This is a genomic window from Micromonospora sp. NPDC048868 (assembly GCF_043198195.1).
In the GTDB taxonomy this organism is placed as follows: domain Bacteria; phylum Actinomycetota; class Actinomycetes; order Mycobacteriales; family Micromonosporaceae; genus Micromonospora; species Micromonospora reichwaldensis.
Window position 1 is genome coordinate 176,217 of the sequence record NZ_JBICUN010000004.1, and the last position, 17,303, is coordinate 193,519.

The 17,303-nt window shown below is 74.3% G+C and carries 16 protein-coding genes; 6 read left to right on the forward strand and 10 right to left on the reverse strand.

Annotated features, from left to right (window positions below):
• Positions 1 to 1,137: 1,137 nt before the first annotated feature.
• Together ACGFNF_RS08115 and ACGFNF_RS08120 are read left to right on the forward strand one after the other, a co-directional pair.
• Positions 1,138 to 1,776, forward strand: a complete 639-nt coding sequence (locus ACGFNF_RS08115) for a TetR/AcrR family transcriptional regulator (protein ID WP_132230849.1) — start codon at positions 1,138 to 1,140, stop codon at positions 1,774 to 1,776.
• A 65-nt stretch (positions 1,777 to 1,841) separates the two neighbouring features.
• Positions 1,842 to 2,069 carry a DUF3107 domain-containing protein gene (locus ACGFNF_RS08120; RefSeq protein ID WP_088960194.1) on the forward strand — a complete coding sequence of 76 codons (228 nt, stop codon included), beginning with the start codon at positions 1,842 to 1,844 and terminating at the stop codon, positions 2,067 to 2,069.
• A gap of 61 nt (positions 2,070 to 2,130) precedes the next feature.
• Here ACGFNF_RS08120 and ACGFNF_RS08125 read toward each other — a convergent pair whose 3' ends face one another.
• Positions 2,131 to 2,784: a ferritin-like fold-containing protein gene (locus tag ACGFNF_RS08125; RefSeq protein WP_357578968.1), complete on the reverse strand. Its 654-nt coding sequence runs from the start codon at positions 2,782 to 2,784 to the stop codon at positions 2,131 to 2,133.
• Positions 2,785 to 3,101: 317 nt separating this feature from the next.
• Between ACGFNF_RS08125 and ACGFNF_RS08130 the strand changes: the two genes are divergently transcribed.
• The 3 genes from ACGFNF_RS08130 (at position 3,102) to ACGFNF_RS08140 (ending at position 6,697) form a co-directional block, all read left to right on the forward strand.
• On the forward strand, positions 3,102 to 4,772 hold the full coding sequence (locus ACGFNF_RS08130; protein WP_393166570.1) for a DEAD/DEAH box helicase: 1,671 nt from the start codon (positions 3,102 to 3,104) through the stop codon (positions 4,770 to 4,772).
• Positions 4,773 to 4,949: 177 nt separating this feature from the next.
• The gene (locus ACGFNF_RS08135; RefSeq protein ID WP_393166573.1) at positions 4,950 to 6,146 is read left to right on the forward strand and encodes a class I SAM-dependent methyltransferase; all 1,197 of its coding nucleotides are present in this window, start codon (positions 4,950 to 4,952) and stop codon (positions 6,144 to 6,146) included.
• A gap of 134 nt (positions 6,147 to 6,280) precedes the next feature.
• The gene (locus ACGFNF_RS08140; RefSeq protein WP_091627481.1) at positions 6,281 to 6,697 is read left to right on the forward strand and encodes a helix-turn-helix domain-containing protein; all 417 of its coding nucleotides are present in this window, start codon (positions 6,281 to 6,283) and stop codon (positions 6,695 to 6,697) included.
• Positions 6,698 to 6,749: 52 nt separating this feature from the next.
• Here the strand turns inward: ACGFNF_RS08140 and ACGFNF_RS08145 are convergent, their stop codons facing one another.
• Complete coding sequence (locus ACGFNF_RS08145; protein WP_393166575.1) at positions 6,750 to 7,871, reverse strand: hypothetical protein; 1,122 nt, start codon at positions 7,869 to 7,871, stop codon at positions 6,750 to 6,752.
• A 155-nt stretch (positions 7,872 to 8,026) separates the two neighbouring features.
• Entirely contained in the window at positions 8,027 to 10,162 is a 2,136-nt protein-coding gene (locus ACGFNF_RS08150; RefSeq protein WP_393166577.1) for a DEAD/DEAH box helicase, read from the reverse strand.
• Positions 10,163 to 10,440: 278 nt separating this feature from the next.
• Here ACGFNF_RS08150 and ACGFNF_RS08155 point away from each other — a divergent pair, with 278 nt between their 5' ends.
• Positions 10,441 to 11,286, forward strand: a complete 846-nt coding sequence (locus ACGFNF_RS08155; RefSeq protein ID WP_393166866.1) for a hypothetical protein — start codon at positions 10,441 to 10,443, stop codon at positions 11,284 to 11,286.
• 153 nt (positions 11,287 to 11,439) lie between these two features.
• Here ACGFNF_RS08155 and ACGFNF_RS08160 read toward each other — a convergent pair whose 3' ends face one another.
• From ACGFNF_RS08160 to ACGFNF_RS08190, 7 genes are all read right to left on the reverse strand, one after another.
• Entirely contained in the window at positions 11,440 to 12,567 is a 1,128-nt protein-coding gene (locus tag ACGFNF_RS08160) for a branched-chain amino acid ABC transporter permease (protein WP_311413118.1), read from the reverse strand.
• Complete coding sequence (locus tag ACGFNF_RS08165) at positions 12,564 to 13,454, reverse strand: branched-chain amino acid ABC transporter permease (RefSeq protein ID WP_357578963.1); 891 nt, start codon at positions 13,452 to 13,454, stop codon at positions 12,564 to 12,566. Before ACGFNF_RS08165 ends, ACGFNF_RS08160 begins: the two co-directional genes overlap by 4 nt.
• On the reverse strand, positions 13,454 to 14,221 hold the full coding sequence (locus tag ACGFNF_RS08170; protein ID WP_357578962.1) for an ABC transporter ATP-binding protein: 768 nt from the start codon (positions 14,219 to 14,221) through the stop codon (positions 13,454 to 13,456). The genes ACGFNF_RS08165 and ACGFNF_RS08170 overlap by 1 nt, the downstream gene beginning before the upstream one ends.
• A gap of 115 nt (positions 14,222 to 14,336) precedes the next feature.
• Positions 14,337 to 15,080, reverse strand: coding sequence for an ABC transporter ATP-binding protein (locus ACGFNF_RS08175; RefSeq protein ID WP_393166580.1), 744 nt, complete (start codon positions 15,078 to 15,080; stop codon positions 14,337 to 14,339).
• A gap of 6 nt (positions 15,081 to 15,086) precedes the next feature.
• Positions 15,087 to 16,286: a substrate-binding domain-containing protein gene (locus ACGFNF_RS08180; protein ID WP_132230839.1), complete on the reverse strand. Its 1,200-nt coding sequence runs from the start codon at positions 16,284 to 16,286 to the stop codon at positions 15,087 to 15,089.
• A gap of 317 nt (positions 16,287 to 16,603) precedes the next feature.
• Positions 16,604 to 16,792 (reverse strand): hypothetical protein, encoded by a 189-nt coding sequence (locus ACGFNF_RS08185; RefSeq protein WP_393166582.1) that lies wholly within the window; start codon positions 16,790 to 16,792, stop codon positions 16,604 to 16,606.
• 2 nt (positions 16,793 to 16,794) lie between these two features.
• Positions 16,795 to 17,301, reverse strand: a complete 507-nt coding sequence (locus tag ACGFNF_RS08190) for a glycerophosphodiester phosphodiesterase family protein (RefSeq protein WP_393166584.1) — start codon at positions 17,299 to 17,301, stop codon at positions 16,795 to 16,797.
• Between the last annotated feature and the right edge of the window lie 2 nt (positions 17,302 to 17,303).

Sequence of the window (17,303 nt, forward strand, 5' to 3'; positions counted from 1 at the left end):
CGCGTGGGGGCCGTCCGGGGCGCGGCCCTGGCCCGGTCGGCTGGCGGCGCGGTCCTGGCCGAACTCCCCCGGTGCGCCGTCCGTGCCGGCGGCGACCGGGTCGGCGTCCCGGTCCTCGCGGAAGGCGCGGTCCGCGCCCAGCGCTCGGTCGACGTCGGCGAGCCGGTCACTGGCGGTCGCGCGGTCGCCGGTGGCGGGCCCGGCGTCGGCCGGGCGCTCGGTGGGCGCGCGCTCGGTGGGCGGCGGCGGGAAGTGGCGCGGGTCGGGGGCCGACGGCTCCGGCGCGTAGTGGTCGCTCCAGCCGCGCGTCGGGCCGGCGGCCGGCGGGGGCTCGTCGGCGGCGGCACGGTCGGCCGTCGGCGCGTGGAAGCCGGGCGGCACCTCGAAGCCGCTGGCGGCGGTGCCCACCGGCGGGACCTGGACGGCGGGGGGCGCCGACGTCGGCAGCCCCGGCTCCGACCAGCGGTTCTGGCGGCCGGCCGACGGGTCCTCGGCGGAGCGCCGGACCGGACGGGACTCGGGGTCGGTGAACCCGTGCTGCGTCCCGGGCGGTTGCTCGGCCGTCGGCGCCGGGCGCTGCGCGGGCACCACCAGCCGATCGTTGCCCGGGTCGCGACGCTGGTCGCCGGGAATGCCGGGCGGGGCGCTCACCGGGACCTGGCGGTTGACCGGCGCGTCGTCGGCGGCGTGGTCGACGCCGTTGGCGTGGTGGCCGTTGACCCGGGCCGGCGGCTCGGTCGCGGCCGGCGGGCCGGGCAGCGGTGGCGGCAGGTCGCCGTGCCGCGGGGACGAGGCGGCCCAACCGGGGGACGGCTCGGGCGGACCCCATGGCGAGGCCGGCTCGCGGGGGCCGGAGATCTCCCCGCCCCGGGACCAACTGGCCGCCGGGGGAGCCCACCCGCTGCCGGAACGGGCCAGGTCGTCCTGCGGACCCGTCCCGTCGCCGTGCTCCCCCGGGTTGGCGGCACCGGGTTGCCCTGTTTCACTCACCGCGCGCTCCTTGGTCGCCCCCGCTGAGGCTACCGTGTGGTGACAGTGGCGATAAGTTACAGCGGCGGGCCAATTCCGCGACGGGTCCCCGGGCCCCGACCGGTTCGGGTGAATTGCCGGCTCGTACGAAGAGACTCGGAGGTTCCCATGACCGCTGTGGGGAACGGTGCCCAGACCGCCGGCCGGCCCACCCGCCTGCCCCGTTCCGCGCGCCGTAAGCAGCTGCTCGCCGCAGCCCAGGAGGTGTTCGTCGCCCAGGGCTACCACGCGGCCGCGATGGACGACATCGCCGAGCGGGCGGGAGTCTCCAAGCCCGTGCTCTACCAGCACTTCCCCGGCAAGATGGACCTCTACCTCGCCCTGCTGGACACGCACTGCGACGCGATCCTCGCGAAGGTCGACGACGCCATGCGCGGCACCAACGACAACAAGGAGCGCGTCGGCGCGTCGGTGCGGGCGTACTTCGACTTCGTCGACCACGAGAGCGAGGCGTTCCGCCTCGTCTTCGAGTCGGACCTGCGCAACGACCCGGCAGTGCGCCAGCGCGTCGAGCGGGTGGAGCAGGGCTGCATCGCGGCGATCACCGACACCATCATCTCCGACACCGGGATCAGCCGGGCGCACGCCGAACTGCTCGCCTCCGGCCTGGTCGGCGCGGCCGAGACCGCCGCGCAGTTCTGGCTGGCCCGTGGCCGGCAGCTGCCCAAGGCCGAGGCGGAGGCACTGGTCGCTGCGCTCTCCTGGCGGGGCATCGCCAGCTTCCCGCTGCAAGGTGAGTCAGCCTGAACATCCGGCCCCGAGATCGGATAGCCTTCCCAACGGCGGCTCTTTCGCCCGAATGAGGAGGCACAGTGGAGGTCAAGATCGGCGTGCAGTACGCGCCCCGCGAGCTGGTCCTGGAGAGCGCGCAGTCGCCGGCCGAGATCGAGCAGATCGTGACCGACGCCTTCGGCAAGGACGAGGGCACCCTCTCCCTGACCGACGAGAAGGGCCGGCGGGTGATCGTGCCGGTCAACAAGGTCGCCTACGTCGAGATCGCCGAGGCGTCGCCGCGCGCGGTCGGGTTCACCGTCCGCTGAGTGGTCCGGTCGGCCGCGACGGGTGACCCGACGATCGCCCGTCGCGGACGCCCGGTCGCGGTCAGTTGTTCAGCCCGGCGGCGGCCATCCGCGTGGCGTGCGCCGCGGTCAGCCGCCCGAACAGCCCCGGCACGTCCACCCGCCCGCTCTGTGCGACGAGCGCGGTGAGCGCCCCCCGCTCGGCGGCGGCCACCCGGCCGGCCTGTGACAGCGCCTCGCCGACCAGTCGCCGCGCCCACATCGAGAGCCGGCCGGCCACCCTCGGATCGGCCTCGACGGCCGCCCGGATCTCGGCGACGGCGAAGTCGGCGTACGACGAGTCGTGCAGCACGTCGAGGACGAGCTGACGGTCCGGCTCGGCCAGGGCCGCGGCGATCTCCCGGAGGAAGTCGTCGGTGATGGCGTCGCCCACGTACGCCTTCGTCACCGCCTCCGCCCAGTCCCTCGGCTCGGTCGAGTCGTGGTACGCCTGGAGCGGCTCGACGTACGGCGCCATGGCGTCGTCGGGCAGCACGCCGAGCGCGGCGAGCCGGTCGGCCAGCCGCCGGTAGTTGCCGATCTCGGCGGCGGCCATCTCGCCCAGGGCCGCCCGCCGGCGCAGGTCGGGGGCGAGCCGGGCGTCGACGGCCATCCGTTCGAAGGCGAGCAGCTCACCGAAGGCCACCAGGCCGAGCAGGTCGACGACGGCGCGGTCGGGCAGATCGGTCGCGGGCACGAGCGCAGGCTACCGCCCGCCGGCAAACCGACCAGAAGTGACACAGGTCACATGGGTGGCCCCCGGCGTGGCGCGTGCGAATGGAATCGGGACGCCCCCGGGTCGGTTCAGGTAGCATGGAGCAGTTGCCGCGGGCGCCGACCTGACCCAGGCTGATCCGAGCGATCAGCCGGCCCGGTCGAAGTGTGAGGCCCGCGGCGCGCGTGCGGCCCGGTCCGGCAGAGGCTTTCAGCCGCCGACCGTGTGGCCCGCGCCACGCCGAACGCGCCCTGAGGACATGACGGGGCGCACCCACGAGAGGGCACCCCCAAATCCATATGAGCGAGCTGACTCAAGACCTCATGGACGGCCAGGAACTGGCCGCCACCGCTCCGGTGCGCCCGGAGGCACCCACCTTCGCCGAGCTGGGCGCGCGTCAGGAGACCGTCGACGCGCTGGCCGCGGCCGGCATCACCCGCGCCTTCGCCATCCAGGAGTACGCGATCCCGATCGCGATGCGCGGCATCGACATGATCGGCCAGGCGCCCACCGGCACCGGCAAGACCCTCGGCTTCGGCGTACCGCTGCTGGAGCGGGTCTTCGCGCCGGGCGAGGGCAGCGACGGTGTGCCGCAGGCGCTGGTCGTCGTACCCACCCGTGAGCTGGGCATCCAGGTGGCCAAGGACCTCGCCGCCGCGGGCCGGACCCGGGGCGTCCGGGTGCTGCCCATCTACGGTGGCGTGGCGTACGAGCCGCAGATCGACGCGCTGCGCAAGGGCGTGGAGATCCTGGTCGGCACCCCCGGCCGCCTGATGGACCTGCAGAAGCAGAAGCACCTGCGGCTGGACCGGGTCCGCGCGCTGGTGCTGGACGAGGCCGACCGGATGCTCGACCTGGGCTTCCTCGACGACGTCGAGAAGATCCTGGCGATGCTGCCGGAGGACCGGCAGACCATGCTCTTCTCGGCGACCATGCCGGACCCGATCGTCACCCTCTCCCGGCGCTTCCTGCGCCAGCCGATGACGATCCACGCCGGGCACACCGCCGAAACCGGCCCGTCGCCGCAGACCGAGCAGCTGGCCTACCGCACCCACTCGATGAACAAGGTCGAGATCGTGGCCCGGATCCTCCAGGCCGAGGGGCGCGGGCTGACCATGATCTTCACCCGCACCAAGCGGGCCGCCGACCGGGTCGCCGAGGACCTCGACTTCCGTGGCTTCGCGGTCGCCGCCGTGCACGGTGACCTCGGGCAGGGCGCGCGTGAGCGGGCGCTGCGGGCGTTCCGCGCCGGCAAGATCGACACTCTGGTCGCCACGGACGTGGCCGCCCGGGGCATCGACGTCAGCGGCGTCACCCACGTCATCAACTACGACTGCCCCGAGGACCAGGACACCTACACCCACCGGATCGGTCGTACCGGCCGGGCCGGGGCGACGGGCGTCGCGGTGACCTTCGTCGACTGGGACGACATGCCCCGCTGGCGGATCATCGACAAGACGCTGGGCCTGGACATGCCGGAGCCCGCGGAGACGTACCACACGTCCCCGCACCTCTACACCGACCTGCACATCCCCACCGACGTCAGCGGCACCCTGCCGACCGCCGAGCGCACCCGCGCCGGGCTGTCGGCCGAGGTCGAGGAGGACCTCGGCGGCGGACGGCCCCGCCGGGGCGAGGGCGGCCGGGGCTCCCGGCGCGGCGAGCGTGGCGAACGCGGCGAGGGCCGTGGTCGCGGCGAGCGCCGCCCGGCCCGCGCCAGCGGTGCGACCGACGCGCCCGAGGCCGACGCGCCGACCGACACCGCCGAGGAGGGTCCCCGCGTCCCGCGTCGTCGTCGGCGTCGCCGCGCCGGCGAGACCGTCGCGGGCGAGCCGACCACGGTGATCACCGCCGAGGCCAGCGAGGCTCCGGCCGCCGCCGAGGGCGAGGCCGCGAAGCCCCGCCGCCGCCGGCGCCGTCGTGGTGGTGGCTCCGCCGCCGGTGCGCCGGCCGAGGCGACCGCCGACTGATCGACGTACGTCACCCGAGATCCCCCGGACCGGTGCACCCGGTGCCGGGGGATCTCCTCGTCCGGGCCGTGATCGGCGGGCTGGGCGGACGCGACACCACCGGCGAGAACCCCCCGCCGGACACCGCCGCCGGGACGCGTGCCGGTCAGACCGCCGGTCGACGAGGAAGATGGAGCAATGCCCGAACCACTGGACACCGCCCTGACCGAGGTCCGGGCACTGCTGCTCGACCCGGCGCTCACCCGTGCGGTGGCCGCCGGGCGCCGGCGTGGACACCGCCCCTCGATGGTCCGCGCCGAACTGCGGCCGGTCGCGCTCAAGGCGGGCCCCCGGTTGCAGATCGCCACCTCCGACGGCTCCCGCCCGTACACCCGCAACGTCGCCCCCGGCCCGGAGGCGGACGCGGCGGTAGACGCGCTGCTGGCCGAGCCGTTCGGCAACTGGCACGTGGAGACGGCCGACGCGACGCTCCAGCTGCGGGTCACCAAGTCCGGCGAGGCGCAGGTGCACCGGGCCGCCGCGGCCCGGCCCGCCGCCGAGCCGGGTGGGCACGACCGGGCGAAGGAGTACCTGCTCGACCCCGGTGACCCGATCTTCGCCGAGATCGGCGGCTCGGCGGCGAAGCGGCGGCAGGTCGACGCGTTCCTGCGGGCGCTGGCGGCGACCCTCCCGGACGACCTGACCGGCCCGCTGCGGGTGGTCGACCTGGGCTGCGGCAACGCGTACCTGACCTTCGCCGCGTACCGGTGGCTGGCGCAGCGAGGGGTCGACGTCGAACTGGTCGGCGTGGACGTCCGGGAGGACCAGCGGCGACGCAACACCGAGCTGGCCGAGCGGCTGGGCTGGGCCGACCGGGTCAGCTTCGTGGCCGGGACGATCGCCGAGGCCGTCGTGGAGCCCGCCCCGGACCTGGTGCTGGCCCTGCACGCCTGCGACACCGCCACCGACGAGGCGCTGGCCCGGGCGGTGCGCTGGCAGGCCCGCTGGGTGCTCGCCGCACCGTGCTGCCACCACGACGTCGCGGCCCAGCTGCGCGCGCGGCCGGCCCCGGCCCCGTACGAGCTGCTGACCCGGCAGGGCATCCTCCGGGAGCGCTTCGCGGACGTCCTCACCGACGCGCTGCGGGCCGGGCTGCTCCGGCTGCACGGCTACCGGGCCGAGGTGGTGGAGTTCGTCGACTCCCGGCACACCCCGCGCAACCTGCTCATCCGGGCACGACGTACCGGCACCGCGCCCACCGCCGCCCAGCGGACGGAGTACCGGGAACTCGTCGACCAGTGGGCGGTCACCCCACGGCTGGCGGCACTGCTGCCGCCGGTGCCAGTGCCCGACGAGCGTGGTCGAGCGGTCACGGAGGCGACCAGCCGCGTGTGATCCACGCCATTCCGCAGGGTGCGGAGTCCCGCTCACGAGACGGTCTGGTCGATCAGTCAACTGTTTCGCTGCCTTTCCGTACTACCCTCGGAGGCGCACCGCCGGGTGCCGGTCGGGAGGGAAGACCCGCAGGGATGGGTTCCGTAGAGGTTTCTCCGCAGATGGCCTTCGCACGTTTCGTACGGCGCGCCATCGACGACGCCCGCGAGGAACGCGGCTGGACCGTCACCGACCTGGCGTCCCACACCGGCGTCGGTCGGTCGACCGTGTTCCGTTGGCTCGCCGGAGACTGGCAGGACTACCCCGAGCTGGCCAAGGTGCGCGGCTTCTGCGCCGCGCTGGACCTGCCGGTCGCGGCCGCGTTCCGCGCGCTCGGCCTGCCCGACGCCGGTCCCGCGCCCCGCCGGCGCGTCGACGACGGCCCGGTCGAGGCGGACGTCCGGGTGATCCTGCAACGGCTGGCCGACCCGACCGTGCCGGCCGAGGAGAAGCACCACATCCGCGACCTGCTGCGCTACCTGGCCCGCCGCCCCATCCGCCGCGCCGGCTGAGCGCCCACCGGCGCAACCGTGCCTCACCCGGCTTCGGGCGGCAGCCGCGAGGTCAGGGCACGGTCAGCGTGAACTCGGCGGTGCGCACCGCGCCGGCGACCTGGAAGTCCAGGTAGAGCCGGTACCGGCCCGGGTCGGGCGTGGTCACCCAGAACGTCACCGCCCCGTCGACCGGCTGCGGCTCGGGGTGGACGTGCAGGTAGCCGAGATCCCCCTCGCGCAGGGCGACCAGGTGTCCGTACGCGCCGAGGTAACGCTCCAGCGCCGGGGGCCCGCCGGCCGAGTCGACACGGAAGGTCAGCGGCACGGTCACGCCGGCCTGCGGGGTGCCCTGGTAGCTGACGGTGAAGCCGTCGACCGTGGCCGAGGACGCCGGCGCCGGCAGCGGCGTCGGCTGGTAGCCGCCCGGCGCGGTCAGGTCCACCCCGAGGGTCACGGCGGTCTGCCGGCCGTCGTCGGCGAGCGCGGTGAAGTCGGCGTACGCCCGCCAGACGCCCGGCTGCGGCAGGGTCAGCGGCACCGACCAGGTGCCGTCGGCCGCCATCGTGGGGTGCAGGTGCTGGTAGCCGGTCAGGTCGCGACGCACCACGATGAGGTGCATCGGCTTCTCGTGCACGACCGCGAACCGGGTCACCGGGCGGCGTTGCGCGTCCCGGACCAGGAAGCGCAGCTCGCCCGCGCGGCCGGCGGTGAACGTGGCGGCCAGGGGGGTGAGCGTGTAGCCCGCCGAGCTGATCGAGAGACCGGCGGCCTGCGCCGCCGCGGCCTGGTCGACGCCGTGCTCGTGGGCGCCCGTGCCCGGCGGGTGGCTGTGGCCGGTGAGGGCGCTGTCCGGCCCCGCCGGCGCGGACGGGCCGCCGCCGTTCAGCCGACCGAGGCCGAAGCCGAGCAGGACGGCGAGCACCAACCCGCCGACGACCAGCGCCAGCCGGACGGTGCCACGGTCCGGCACGGCCGACACGTGCTCCGGCCCGGCGGACGCCTGATCCGGCCCGGCGGGCGCCTGCTCCGACGAGACCAGCGCACCCTCGGACGCGACCGGCGCCTGGTCCGGCGGGGTCGGCCCGCCGTCGGGCGCGGTCGGCACGTGCTCCGGGGCCGTCGAGGCGTGCTCCGGCGCGGCCGACACCTGGTCAGGCACCGCCGCCGTCCCGGTCACGAACGGGCTGCTCATCGGTCATGCCGCCCACGCTACCGCCCGTCGGCACCGGGCCGGCCCGCCGGTGGCGCGGCGTGGCGACGGTCGCAGTCCGCCCCCCACCGGGAACTTCCCCGGCCGGGCCGGTCACGACGCCGGGCAGCCGGCGGTGGGTGGGCGGCGCCGGTGGCTCAGCCGGCCACGGCCAGGGCGAGCGGGAGCACGTCGGGGGCGCCGGCCCGGCGCAGCTCGCGGGCGGCCATCGTCATCGTCCAGCCCGAGTCGACCAGGTCGTCGACGAGGAGCACGGGCCCATCGAGCCCGGCGAGGGCGTCGGCCAGGTCCTCCGGCACGGCGAAGGCGCCGTGCAGGGCGCGTACCCGCTGGGCGCTGTTGCCGCGCGGGCCGCCGGCCGGCGCGCCGGTCGGCGTCACCGCACCGAGCAGCGGCAGCCGGCCCACGGCGGCGATCCGCTCGGCGAGCGAGCCGACCAGCCGGGGCCGGCGGCGCGAGCCGACCGCGACCACCCCGACCGGGCGGCGCGGCCACCGCTCGTCGCCGTGCGCCCACGCCTTCAACACCTCGACCACGGCGGCGGCCACGTCGTCGGGGACGGCGACGTCCGCCGCCTCCGGCGCGACCAGGTCGCGCAGCCGGCCGCCCCACCCCAGGTCGGACAGCCGCCCCACGGCGCGCCCCGGCAGCGCCTGCTCCGCCGGGGCGATCCGCCCCTTCAGCGGTACGCCCACCGCCTCCAGCCCCGTCGGCCAGAGTTTCTTCGGCGTGATCTCCACCCCGGGCCGGCCGAGGAAGGTCTGCGCGGCGGTCTGCGCCACGTCCGACACGTCGGCCGCGAACAGCGGGCCGGCGCAACGGTCACAGCGGCCACAGTCGGCGGCCCCGGCGTCGTCCAGGCACTCGCGCAGGTAGCGCAGCCGGCAGTCGGAGGTGGTCGCGTACTCCCGCATGGCCTGCTGCTCGGCGGTGCGCGCCTCGGCGACGCGGCGCAACCGGGCCTCGTCGTAGACCCAGGGCTCCCCGGTGGCGAGCCAGCCGCCGCGCACCCGGCGGACCGCGCCGTCGACGTCGAGCACCTTGAGCATCAGCTCCAGCCGGGCCCGGCGCAGGTCGACGATCGGTTCGAGCGCCTGGGTGGAGAGCGGACGGTCGGTGTGCAGGGCGGCCAGGACGGCGCGGACCTGTGCCTCGGGCGGGAAGGCGAGCGAGGCGAAGTAGCGCCAGATCGCGGCGTCCTCGGTGCCGGGCAGCAGCAGCACCTCGGCGTGCGCGACGGCCCGGCCGGCACGGCCGACCTGCTGGTAGTACGCGATCGGGGATGGCGGCGCGCCGAGGTGCACGACGAAGCCGAGGTCCGGCTTGTCGAAGCCCATGCCCAGCGCGCTCGTGGCGACGAGCGCCTTGATCTTGTTGTCCAGCAGGTCCTGCTCGGCGGCCCGCCGGTCGGCGTCCTCGGCCTGCCCGGTGTAGGAGGCGACGGCGTAGCCCCGGGAACGCAGGAACTCGGCGGTCTCCCCCGCCGCGGCGACCGTCAGCGTGTAGACGATGCCCGAGCCGGGGAGCCGGTCCAGGTGGTCGGCGAGCCACGCCAGCCGGTGTGCCGGGCTCGGCAGCTCGACCACGCCGAGGCGCAGCGACTCGCGGTCCAGGCTGCCGCGCAGCACGAGGGCGTCGCCCAACTGCTCCGCCACGTCGGCGGTGACCCGGGCGTTGGCGGTGGCCGTGGTGGCCAGCACCGGGGTGCGCTCGGGCAGGTTGCCGAGGAAGGTGCGCAGCCGGCGGTAGTCCGGCCGGAAGTCGTGCCCCCAGTCGGAGACGCAGTGCGCCTCGTCGACCACCAGCAGGCCGGTCGTGGCGGCCAGCTTCGGCAGCACGGTGTCCCGGAAGTCCGGATTGTTGAGCCGCTCCGGGCTGATCAGCAGCACGTCCACGGCGCCGGCGTGGATCTCGGCGGTGATCTCGTCCCACTCGTCGAGGTTGGCGGAGTTGATCGTGCGCGCCCGGATGCCGGCGCGGGCCGCCGACTCGACCTGGTTGCGCATGAGCGCCAGCAGCGGCGAAACGATCACGGTGGGCCCGGCGACGCCTTCTGCGCCGGCCGCCTCCCGGTCCCGCAGCAGGGCGGTGGCCACGAAGTAGACCGCCGACTTGCCCCACCCGGTGCGCTGCACGCAGAGGACCCGACGTCGGTCGACCACCAGCGCCTCGATCGCCCGCCACTGGTCCTCCCGGAGCCGGGCGTGCTCGCCGGCCAACCGCCGCAGCACCGCCTCGGCCCGCTCCCGTACCGCCGTCCGATCCTGGCTCATCCGGCATTTCTACCAGCTACGGCGGACGTTCCCCGCTCCCGCCGAGACGGCGGACCGCCCGGGGCATGCCGCCCGACCGCCCTCGGACGGGGACGGTCCGCGTGCGGGTCGGCCACCGGTGAGGCCGAGGACCCGCGTCACCACCACGCTCGGCCGGTCGGCGGTGTGCCGGACGACCGCGCGGACGGCCGGGCGGGTCCTCAGGGCCAACGCGGCGGCACCGGCGCGTGCCAAGATCTGCGGCGGCAACAGTCCAGCTAGGAAAGAGAATCATGCGAATCACGCAGCAGACCGGCCCCGCCGGCAGGGCCCGGCGGGTCGCGGCGGCAGCCGTCTCCCTGGTGGCCGCGACCTCCCTGGTGGCCGGGTGTGGCAACGACGACGCCCAGGACACCCCGGCGGCCTCCTCGCCGGTCCCGTCGGCGTCCCCGTCGGCCAACCCGACGAGCACGCTCCTGGCGGCGGTGCCGGACGAGGAGGACCCGGCCTTCCGGTTCAGCGGCAGCGACCCGACCGGCGTCGTCACCGGCGTGGTGGACCCGGCGGGCAAGGGCATGGACCTCACCGTGACCGAGAAGGACAAGGAGCTCGACTTCACGATGAAGCTCTCCTTCCGCCTGATCGAGCAGCGCTCCTGGATGAAGGTGAGCTTCGACGGCGCCGAGGAGCTCAGCAGCATGCTCAAGCTGCCGAAGAAGTGGATGGAGCTGGACCACGCGAAGCTGACCGACCCGGCCAGCGTGCCCTACTACGAGGGTGCCGACCCGGGCAACACCGGCGCGATCCTCGGGGCGATGGGAGACACCGTGACGGACCAGGGCGGCGGGACCTACACCGGGACCGTGGACCTGACCCACGGCGAGCACGTGCGCCAGGCCATGGCCGACGCCGTGGACGTCGACGCGCTGGGCGCCGCGGCGAAGACGATCCCGTTCACGGCCGTCATCGGGGCGGACGGGAACCTCACCTCGCTGACCCTGGAGATCCCGGCGGTCGGCAAGCTCAAGGCCACGAAGTACGTCGTGAAGTACTTCGACTTCGGCAAGGCCCCGAAGGTCACCGTGCCGACGGGCAGCCAGGCGCAGAAGGCTCCGGAGTCGGCGTACGAGCTGCTGAACAGCTGACGTACGAGGACGGGAGACGGGGTCGCGGTCGCACGAGGGGGCCGCGGCCCCGACGCCCGCGGGCCGTCGGTCCCCGCCCACGCGCAGGCCCCGCCGATGACGAGCCGTCGCCGGGCGGCGGCTGCGTCATCGGCGGGGCCTGGGCCCGCGCCGTCAGGGGCGGCGGGACGGGGTGCGCAGGGAGTGCTTGAGGAGTGCCAGGCGCGGGGCGAGGCTGGCCAGGCCGCCGGGGAAGAAGTAGACGGCCAGGATGAAGACCGTGCCGAGCACGAAGAGCGGCTGGGACAGCGGGTTGCTCAGGAACGCCGGCAGGGCCTCCACCGCGTCGGACGTGCCGAACGCGACCAGCCGGTGGTCCAGGTACATGTAGAGGATCCCGCCGATCACCGGTCCCCACCGGGTGCCCGGCCCGCCCAGCACCACCATGACCAGCAGCGCCAGGGTCCACTCGGATGAGGTGATGTGCGGCGAGGCGCCGCCGACGATCAGGACGTAGACCGCGCCCCCGGCCGCCGCCAGGCCGCCGGCCAGGGTGAACGCCACCAGCTTGAACCGGTACGGGTCGAGCCCGAGCACCCCGATCCGCCGCTCGTCGTCGCGCAGGCCGGCGAGCACCCGCCCGGTCGGCGAGCCGGAGACCCGGTGCACCACGAAGACCACCACTACCAGGTACGCCAGCGCCAGCCAGTAGAGGTTGACGGTGTTGGTGACCCCGACCAGCCCCTCGGGCAGCCCGGAGACGTCCAGCGGCAGCCCTTCCTCGCCGCCGGTGAGCCCGCCGAAGTCGCGGGCCACCAGGATCGCCCCGACCTGGGCGAAGGCGAGCGTCACCATGGCGAACGCGATGCCGACGGTACGCAGCGCCACCGCCCCGAGCAGCGCGGCGAGGATCGTCCCGCCGGTGGTCGCGAGCAGCGCGGCCTGCCACAGCGGCAGCCCCGCCTTGGTGACCAGGATGTCGGTGCCGTAGACGCCGGCGGCGAAGTAGAGGGCGTGCCCGAAGGAGAGCATCCCGGTCCGGCCGAAGAGCAGGTCGTACCCGGCGGCCAGACCGCCGAAGACCAGGCAGACGGCGAGCAGTTGCAGGGTCCCCGGGGAGTTCAGCGCCCCCTCGAAGATCCCCGGCAGGTGCAGCGTCGAGTACGGCAGGATCAGCGCGACCACCAGCGCGACCAGCGGCAGGTACGGGCGCAGCCCGTGCCACCGTCGGCGCCCCGGCGTCAGCTCGTCGGGCACGGCGGCCGGCGGCGCCGGCACCTCGGGGCTCTTGACCTCGGTCATGCCGTTGCCACCTTTCCGGCGATGCCCTGCGGGCGCAGCAGCAGCACCACGGCCAGCAGCGCGACCACGCAGATGTCGCCCAGCCCGGAGGTGCCGTAGTAGTTGACGAACTGTTGGGTCAGGCCGACGGCGACGGCCGCGTACGCGGACCCGATCACCGAGCCCATCCCGCCGATGACCACCACGATGAACGCGAAGATCAGCAGCGAGCCGCCCTGGCCGGGCGAGACGGTGCCGAAGTAGACGCCGCCGAGCGCGCCGGCCAGCGCCGCCGCCGCCCCGCCGATCGCGAAGACCAGGGTGAACGCCTTGCGCACGTCGATGCCGAGCGCGGTGACCATCTCCCGGTTCTCCACGCCGGCCCGGATGATCAGGCCGTAGCGGGTCCAGCGGAGGAAGGCCAGGATCGCGCCGAGCACCAGCACCGCGGCGATGATCAGCAGCAGGCCGCCGTTCGGCACGTTGGCGCCGAGGATCGAGGTGACCTGCCGGCTCCACTCGGGGCGCGGGAACGGCCGGGCGTCCGCGCCCCAGGTGGCCTGGAGCAGCGCCACGCCGGCCAGCGAGAGGCCGACGGTGACGAGCACCTGCTCGATGGTGCGGGAGTAGAGCGGCCGGATCAGCACCAGCTCGACGAGCACCGCGACCAGCGTGCCGGCGGCCACCCCGAAGGCGACCGCGACCACGAAGCCGAAGCCGTCCGACCCGGCGCCCGGCAGGTTGTGCGCCGCCCACCAGGTCCCGTACGCGCCGACGCCGAGGAAGACGCCGTGCGCGAAGTTGAGCACGTCGGCCAGGCCGAAGACCAGGGAGAGCCCGCTGGCGACCAGGAAGTAGAGCGCCGCCAGGCCGAGCCCGGTCAGCGTCAACAGGATGACGGTGTCCATCAGTGCTCGTCCTTCCGTGCGCCGGCCGGCGTACCGGCGGGGTGGTGTCCCTCCGCCGAGCCGACGCCCAGCAGCGACTTGGTCAGGGCGGTCTCCAGCAGCAGTTCCTGCGCGTCGCCGGTCCAGGCGACCTGGCCGGCGGCCAGCACGACCGCGTCCCGGGCGAGCCGCCGGACCACTGCCAGGTTCTGCTCGACGAGCAGCACCGGAACGGATTCGGCGACCCGTTCCAGCACCTCGGCCACCTCGGTCACCACCTTCGGCGCGAGCCCCTTGGTCGGCTCGTCGACCAGCAGCAGCCGGTTGTCGTTGAGCAGCACCCGGCCGATCGCGAGCATCTGCTGCTGCCCGCCGGAGAGCGAGCCGGCCCGTTGCCGTCCGCGCCGGTCCAGCTCGGGGAAGAGCGCGAACACCTTGTCGTACGCCGGGGTGCTGCCCCGCCGCTCGGCGAGCCGGAGGTTCTCCGCGACGGTGAGCCCGGCGAAGACGCACCGGTCCTCCGGCACGTAGCCCAGCCCGCCGCGGACCAGCCGGTGGGTGGGCCGGGCCAGCAGGCTCTGGGCGCCCATCCGGACGGCGCCGCGCACCTCGCCGGCGGGCGGGGTGAGGCCGACGATCGCGCGCAGCGTGGTCGTCTTGCCCACGCCGTTGCGCCCGAGCAGGACGGTGACGCCGGTCGGGGCGACCGTGAAGGACACCCCCTGGAGGATGTGCAGCCCGGCGATGCGGACCGACAAGTTCTCCACACTGAGAATGGGTTCCATCATGAGCCGCCTTTCGTTCGCGACTGCGGGACTCGCAAACCCGGCTCATTCCTCGCGCTCACAGAGCCGCCTTTCGTTCGCGACTGCGGGACTCGCAAACCCGGCTCATTCCTCGCGCTCACAGAGCCTCCCCCAGGTAGGCCTCTTGCACGGTGGGGTTGGCCATCACCGTCTCCGGGGTGTCGCAGGCCAGCAGCGCGCCGTGGTGCATCACGGCGATCCGGTCGGCCAGTTCCAGGATGACGTCCATGTGGTGCTCGACCATCAGCACCGACCGGCCGCTGTCGCCGGTGAGCGAGCGGATCACCGAGACCAGCTCGGGCACGTCCTCGGCGCTGACCCCGGCCATCGGCTCGTCGAGCAGCATGACCCGGGGCTCCCCGGCGAGCAGCAGGGCGATCTCCAGCTTCCGCTTCTCGCCGTGGGCGAGGGTGCCGGCCAGCGCCGTACCCCGGTGGGCGAGGCCGACCCGGTCGAGCGCCGCGTCGGCGGCGGCGGCGACCTCCCGGTCGGCCGCCGCCCGCCGCCACAGCTTCATCGAGCCCCCGCGGTGCGCCTGCACGGCGAGCCGGACGTTCTCCCGCACGCTGAGCGAGCCGAAGACCGAGCTTGCCTGGAAGGTACGGCCGAGGCCGAGACGGGCCCGCTGGTGCGGCGGCAGGGAGCCGATGTCCTGCCCGTCGAGGGTGATCCGTCCTTCCGTGGCCCGGCGGATGCCGGTGATCAGGTTGAACAGTGAGGTCTTGCCGGCGCCGTTGGGCCCGATGACGCCGAGGAACTCCCCGGGCGCCAGGTCGAGGTAGACGCTGTCGACGATGGCGACCTCACCGATCCGCCAGGTCAGACCGCGGGTGGCGAGCATCTGGTGTCAGCCCTTCATCGCCACGGCCGGCGGCGCGGACTCGTCCCCGGTCAGCGCCTTCTGGGCGGTGGCCGTGAACGCGGTGCCGCTGCCGGAGAGCTTGGCCTGGAACATCGGCTGGAGCAGCGCGTGGTCCTCGGCGCGGATGGTCATCTTGCCCTTGACCCCGTCGAAGCTCCAGCCCTCCAGCGCCTTCACCATCTTCTCGACGTCGTCGCCGCCCTCCTCGATGGCCCGTACGACCATCTGCGCGGCGGCGAAGCCGTCCGGGTGGAACAGGTCGACAGTGCCGACCTTGGCCTTCAGCGCCTTCACGGCCTCGTTGTCGGAGGCCCCGTCGAAGTAGTGCGACAGGAAGGAGATCTTGCTGCCGGCGGCGCCGAAGGTCGGCCACGAGGCGCGGATGTCCAGGCCCGTGACGACCGTGGTGGAGGAGAGCACGCCCTGCTGGTCGAGCGTCTGCCACATCGCGGGGGCGGTGGTGCCGGCCCAGGCGACGAAGAGCAGGTCCGGCTTGGCGGACTTGATCTGGCTGGCGAACGGGGTGAACTCGGTGGCGCTGGCCGGCGCCCGGACGCTGCTGACGGCCGCGCCCGCGCCGCCGATGACGGCCTTCACGGCCGCCTCGTTGGCGTCGCCGAAGGCGCCGTCCTGGGCGAACACCACGACCTTCTTGCCGGCCGGGTCGCCGATGAACGACTTGGCGGTGACCACGTCCTGGTACGACTGCCGGCCGGACCGGAACGTGTACTTGTTGGCGCCGGTCACCGCGTCGGTGGCGGCGGGCCCGGAGATGAAGAGGACCTTGTTCTGGGCGGCGATCGGGGCGACCTGGAGGGCCACGCCGGAGGCCGTCGAGCCCGCGATGATCTTGTTGCCCTTGCCGATCAGGTCCTTGGCCGCGGAGACCGCCTTCGCCGGGTCACCCGCGTCGTCGACCTCGGTGACCTCGACGGCCCGGTCGCCCACCTTGTTGGTGCCCTTGGTGGCGAAGTCGAGGCCGGCCTTGAATCCCTCGATGTACTGCTTGCCGTAGCTGGCGAGGGCTCCCGACTGGGAGTAGACCAGGCCAACCTTCACCGGGGCGGCGCTGTCGCCGCCACCGGAGGCGGTGTCCTGCGGGCTGCCACAGGCCGTGGCGGCGAGCGCCGCGGCCATCATCGTGGCGGCGGAGAGGAACACCCGCCGCGTCGTCCGGACCGTCATTGCGACTCCACGTGAGGACTCGGAGGTAGGGAACTCATATGACGGCTCACGCTAGAAGTGACGTCACCCACGGGCTATGTGGCCGAAACACACAAGTAACAGGGGTGGGGTGGTCGGGGGTTACAACGATCACGACGCGGTGGCGACCCCACCCGTCCGCGATGGGCGCCCGCCCCATCGACGGAAGTGATGCTGTGTCGCTCCGCGCCACCGATACCACACCGGGCCGGTCGGGACCGTCCAGATCTTGGTAGGAAAGTGCCCCCTGATGGGCCGTTTCCTACCAAGATCTGCGGCGTACGCCGCTTGAGGGGTGGTCAGCGGCGGGCGAGGCCCTCGCGGGCGGCGACGGCGGTGTCCGGGTGGTCGGTGAAGACGCCGTCGAGGCCGAGGGCGAGGAACAGCTCGTACTCGGCCTGGATGTCGCCGCGAGCGTTGGGGTCGGCGCCGATGCGCAGGTCGGTCGGCAGGAACTGGTTCTCGGCCCGGAACGTCCAGGCGTGCACGATCAGCCGCTCGCGGTGACCTCCTGGAGGGTGGGCACCTGGAACCGGCCGTCGAAGGCGGTGTTGGCGACACGCACCTTGGGCAGCCGCTCCTTGGCCCGCAGGGTCCGCAGCTCCGCGAGGGTGAAGTCCTCGGTGAACCAGCCGGTGACCGCGACGCCGTCGATGGTCTTCGTGGCCCGGCGCGCGGCGAACTCGGGGCGGGCGGCCACGTCGGTCGTACCGCTGATCTCGTTCTCGTGCCGCGCGACCAGCGCGCCGTCGCGGGTGGCGACCAGGTCCGGCTCGATGTAGTCCGCGCCCTGCCGGATCGCCAACCGGTAGGCCTCCAGGGTGTGCTCGGGCCGGTAGCCGCTGGCGCCCCGGTGACCGATCACGAGCGGCCGGTCCGCCGCCCGGGCACGCTCGGCGGCGGGTGCCGGGGCGGCCGAGGCCGTCAGCGCCGGCACGGCCACGGCCGCCGCGAGCAGGGCGCCGGCCAGGCCGAGGGCGGAAAGGGTACGTCGCAACG

What these genes read in the sequence shown, in the direction of transcription:
- ACGFNF_RS08170 (WP_357578962.1), bottom strand. Translation starts at nt 14,221, where the DNA reads ATGATGGAACCCATTCTCAGTGTGGAGAACTTGTCGGTCCGCATCGCC.
- ACGFNF_RS08140 (WP_091627481.1), top strand. Translation starts at nt 6,281, where the DNA reads ATGGGTTCCGTAGAGGTTTCTCCGCAGATGGCCTTCGCACGTTTCGTA.
- ACGFNF_RS08115 (WP_132230849.1), top strand. Translation starts at nt 1,138, where the DNA reads ATGACCGCTGTGGGGAACGGTGCCCAGACCGCCGGCCGGCCCACCCGC.
- ACGFNF_RS08135 (WP_393166573.1), top strand. Translation starts at nt 4,950, where the DNA reads ATGCCCGAACCACTGGACACCGCCCTGACCGAGGTCCGGGCACTGCTG.
- ACGFNF_RS08130 (WP_393166570.1), top strand. Translation starts at nt 3,102, where the DNA reads ATGAGCGAGCTGACTCAAGACCTCATGGACGGCCAGGAACTGGCCGCC.
- ACGFNF_RS08175 (WP_393166580.1), bottom strand. Translation starts at nt 15,080, where the DNA reads ATGCTCGCCACCCGCGGTCTGACCTGGCGGATCGGTGAGGTCGCCATC.
- ACGFNF_RS08165 (WP_357578963.1), bottom strand. Translation starts at nt 13,454, where the DNA reads ATGGACACCGTCATCCTGTTGACGCTGACCGGGCTCGGCCTGGCGGCG.
- ACGFNF_RS08145 (WP_393166575.1), bottom strand. Translation starts at nt 7,871, where the DNA reads ATGAGCAGCCCGTTCGTGACCGGGACGGCGGCGGTGCCTGACCAGGTG.
- ACGFNF_RS08150 (WP_393166577.1), bottom strand. Translation starts at nt 10,162, where the DNA reads ATGAGCCAGGATCGGACGGCGGTACGGGAGCGGGCCGAGGCGGTGCTG.
- ACGFNF_RS08180 (WP_132230839.1), bottom strand. Translation starts at nt 16,286, where the DNA reads ATGACGGTCCGGACGACGCGGCGGGTGTTCCTCTCCGCCGCCACGATG.
- ACGFNF_RS08160 (WP_311413118.1), bottom strand. Translation starts at nt 12,567, where the DNA reads ATGACCGAGGTCAAGAGCCCCGAGGTGCCGGCGCCGCCGGCCGCCGTG.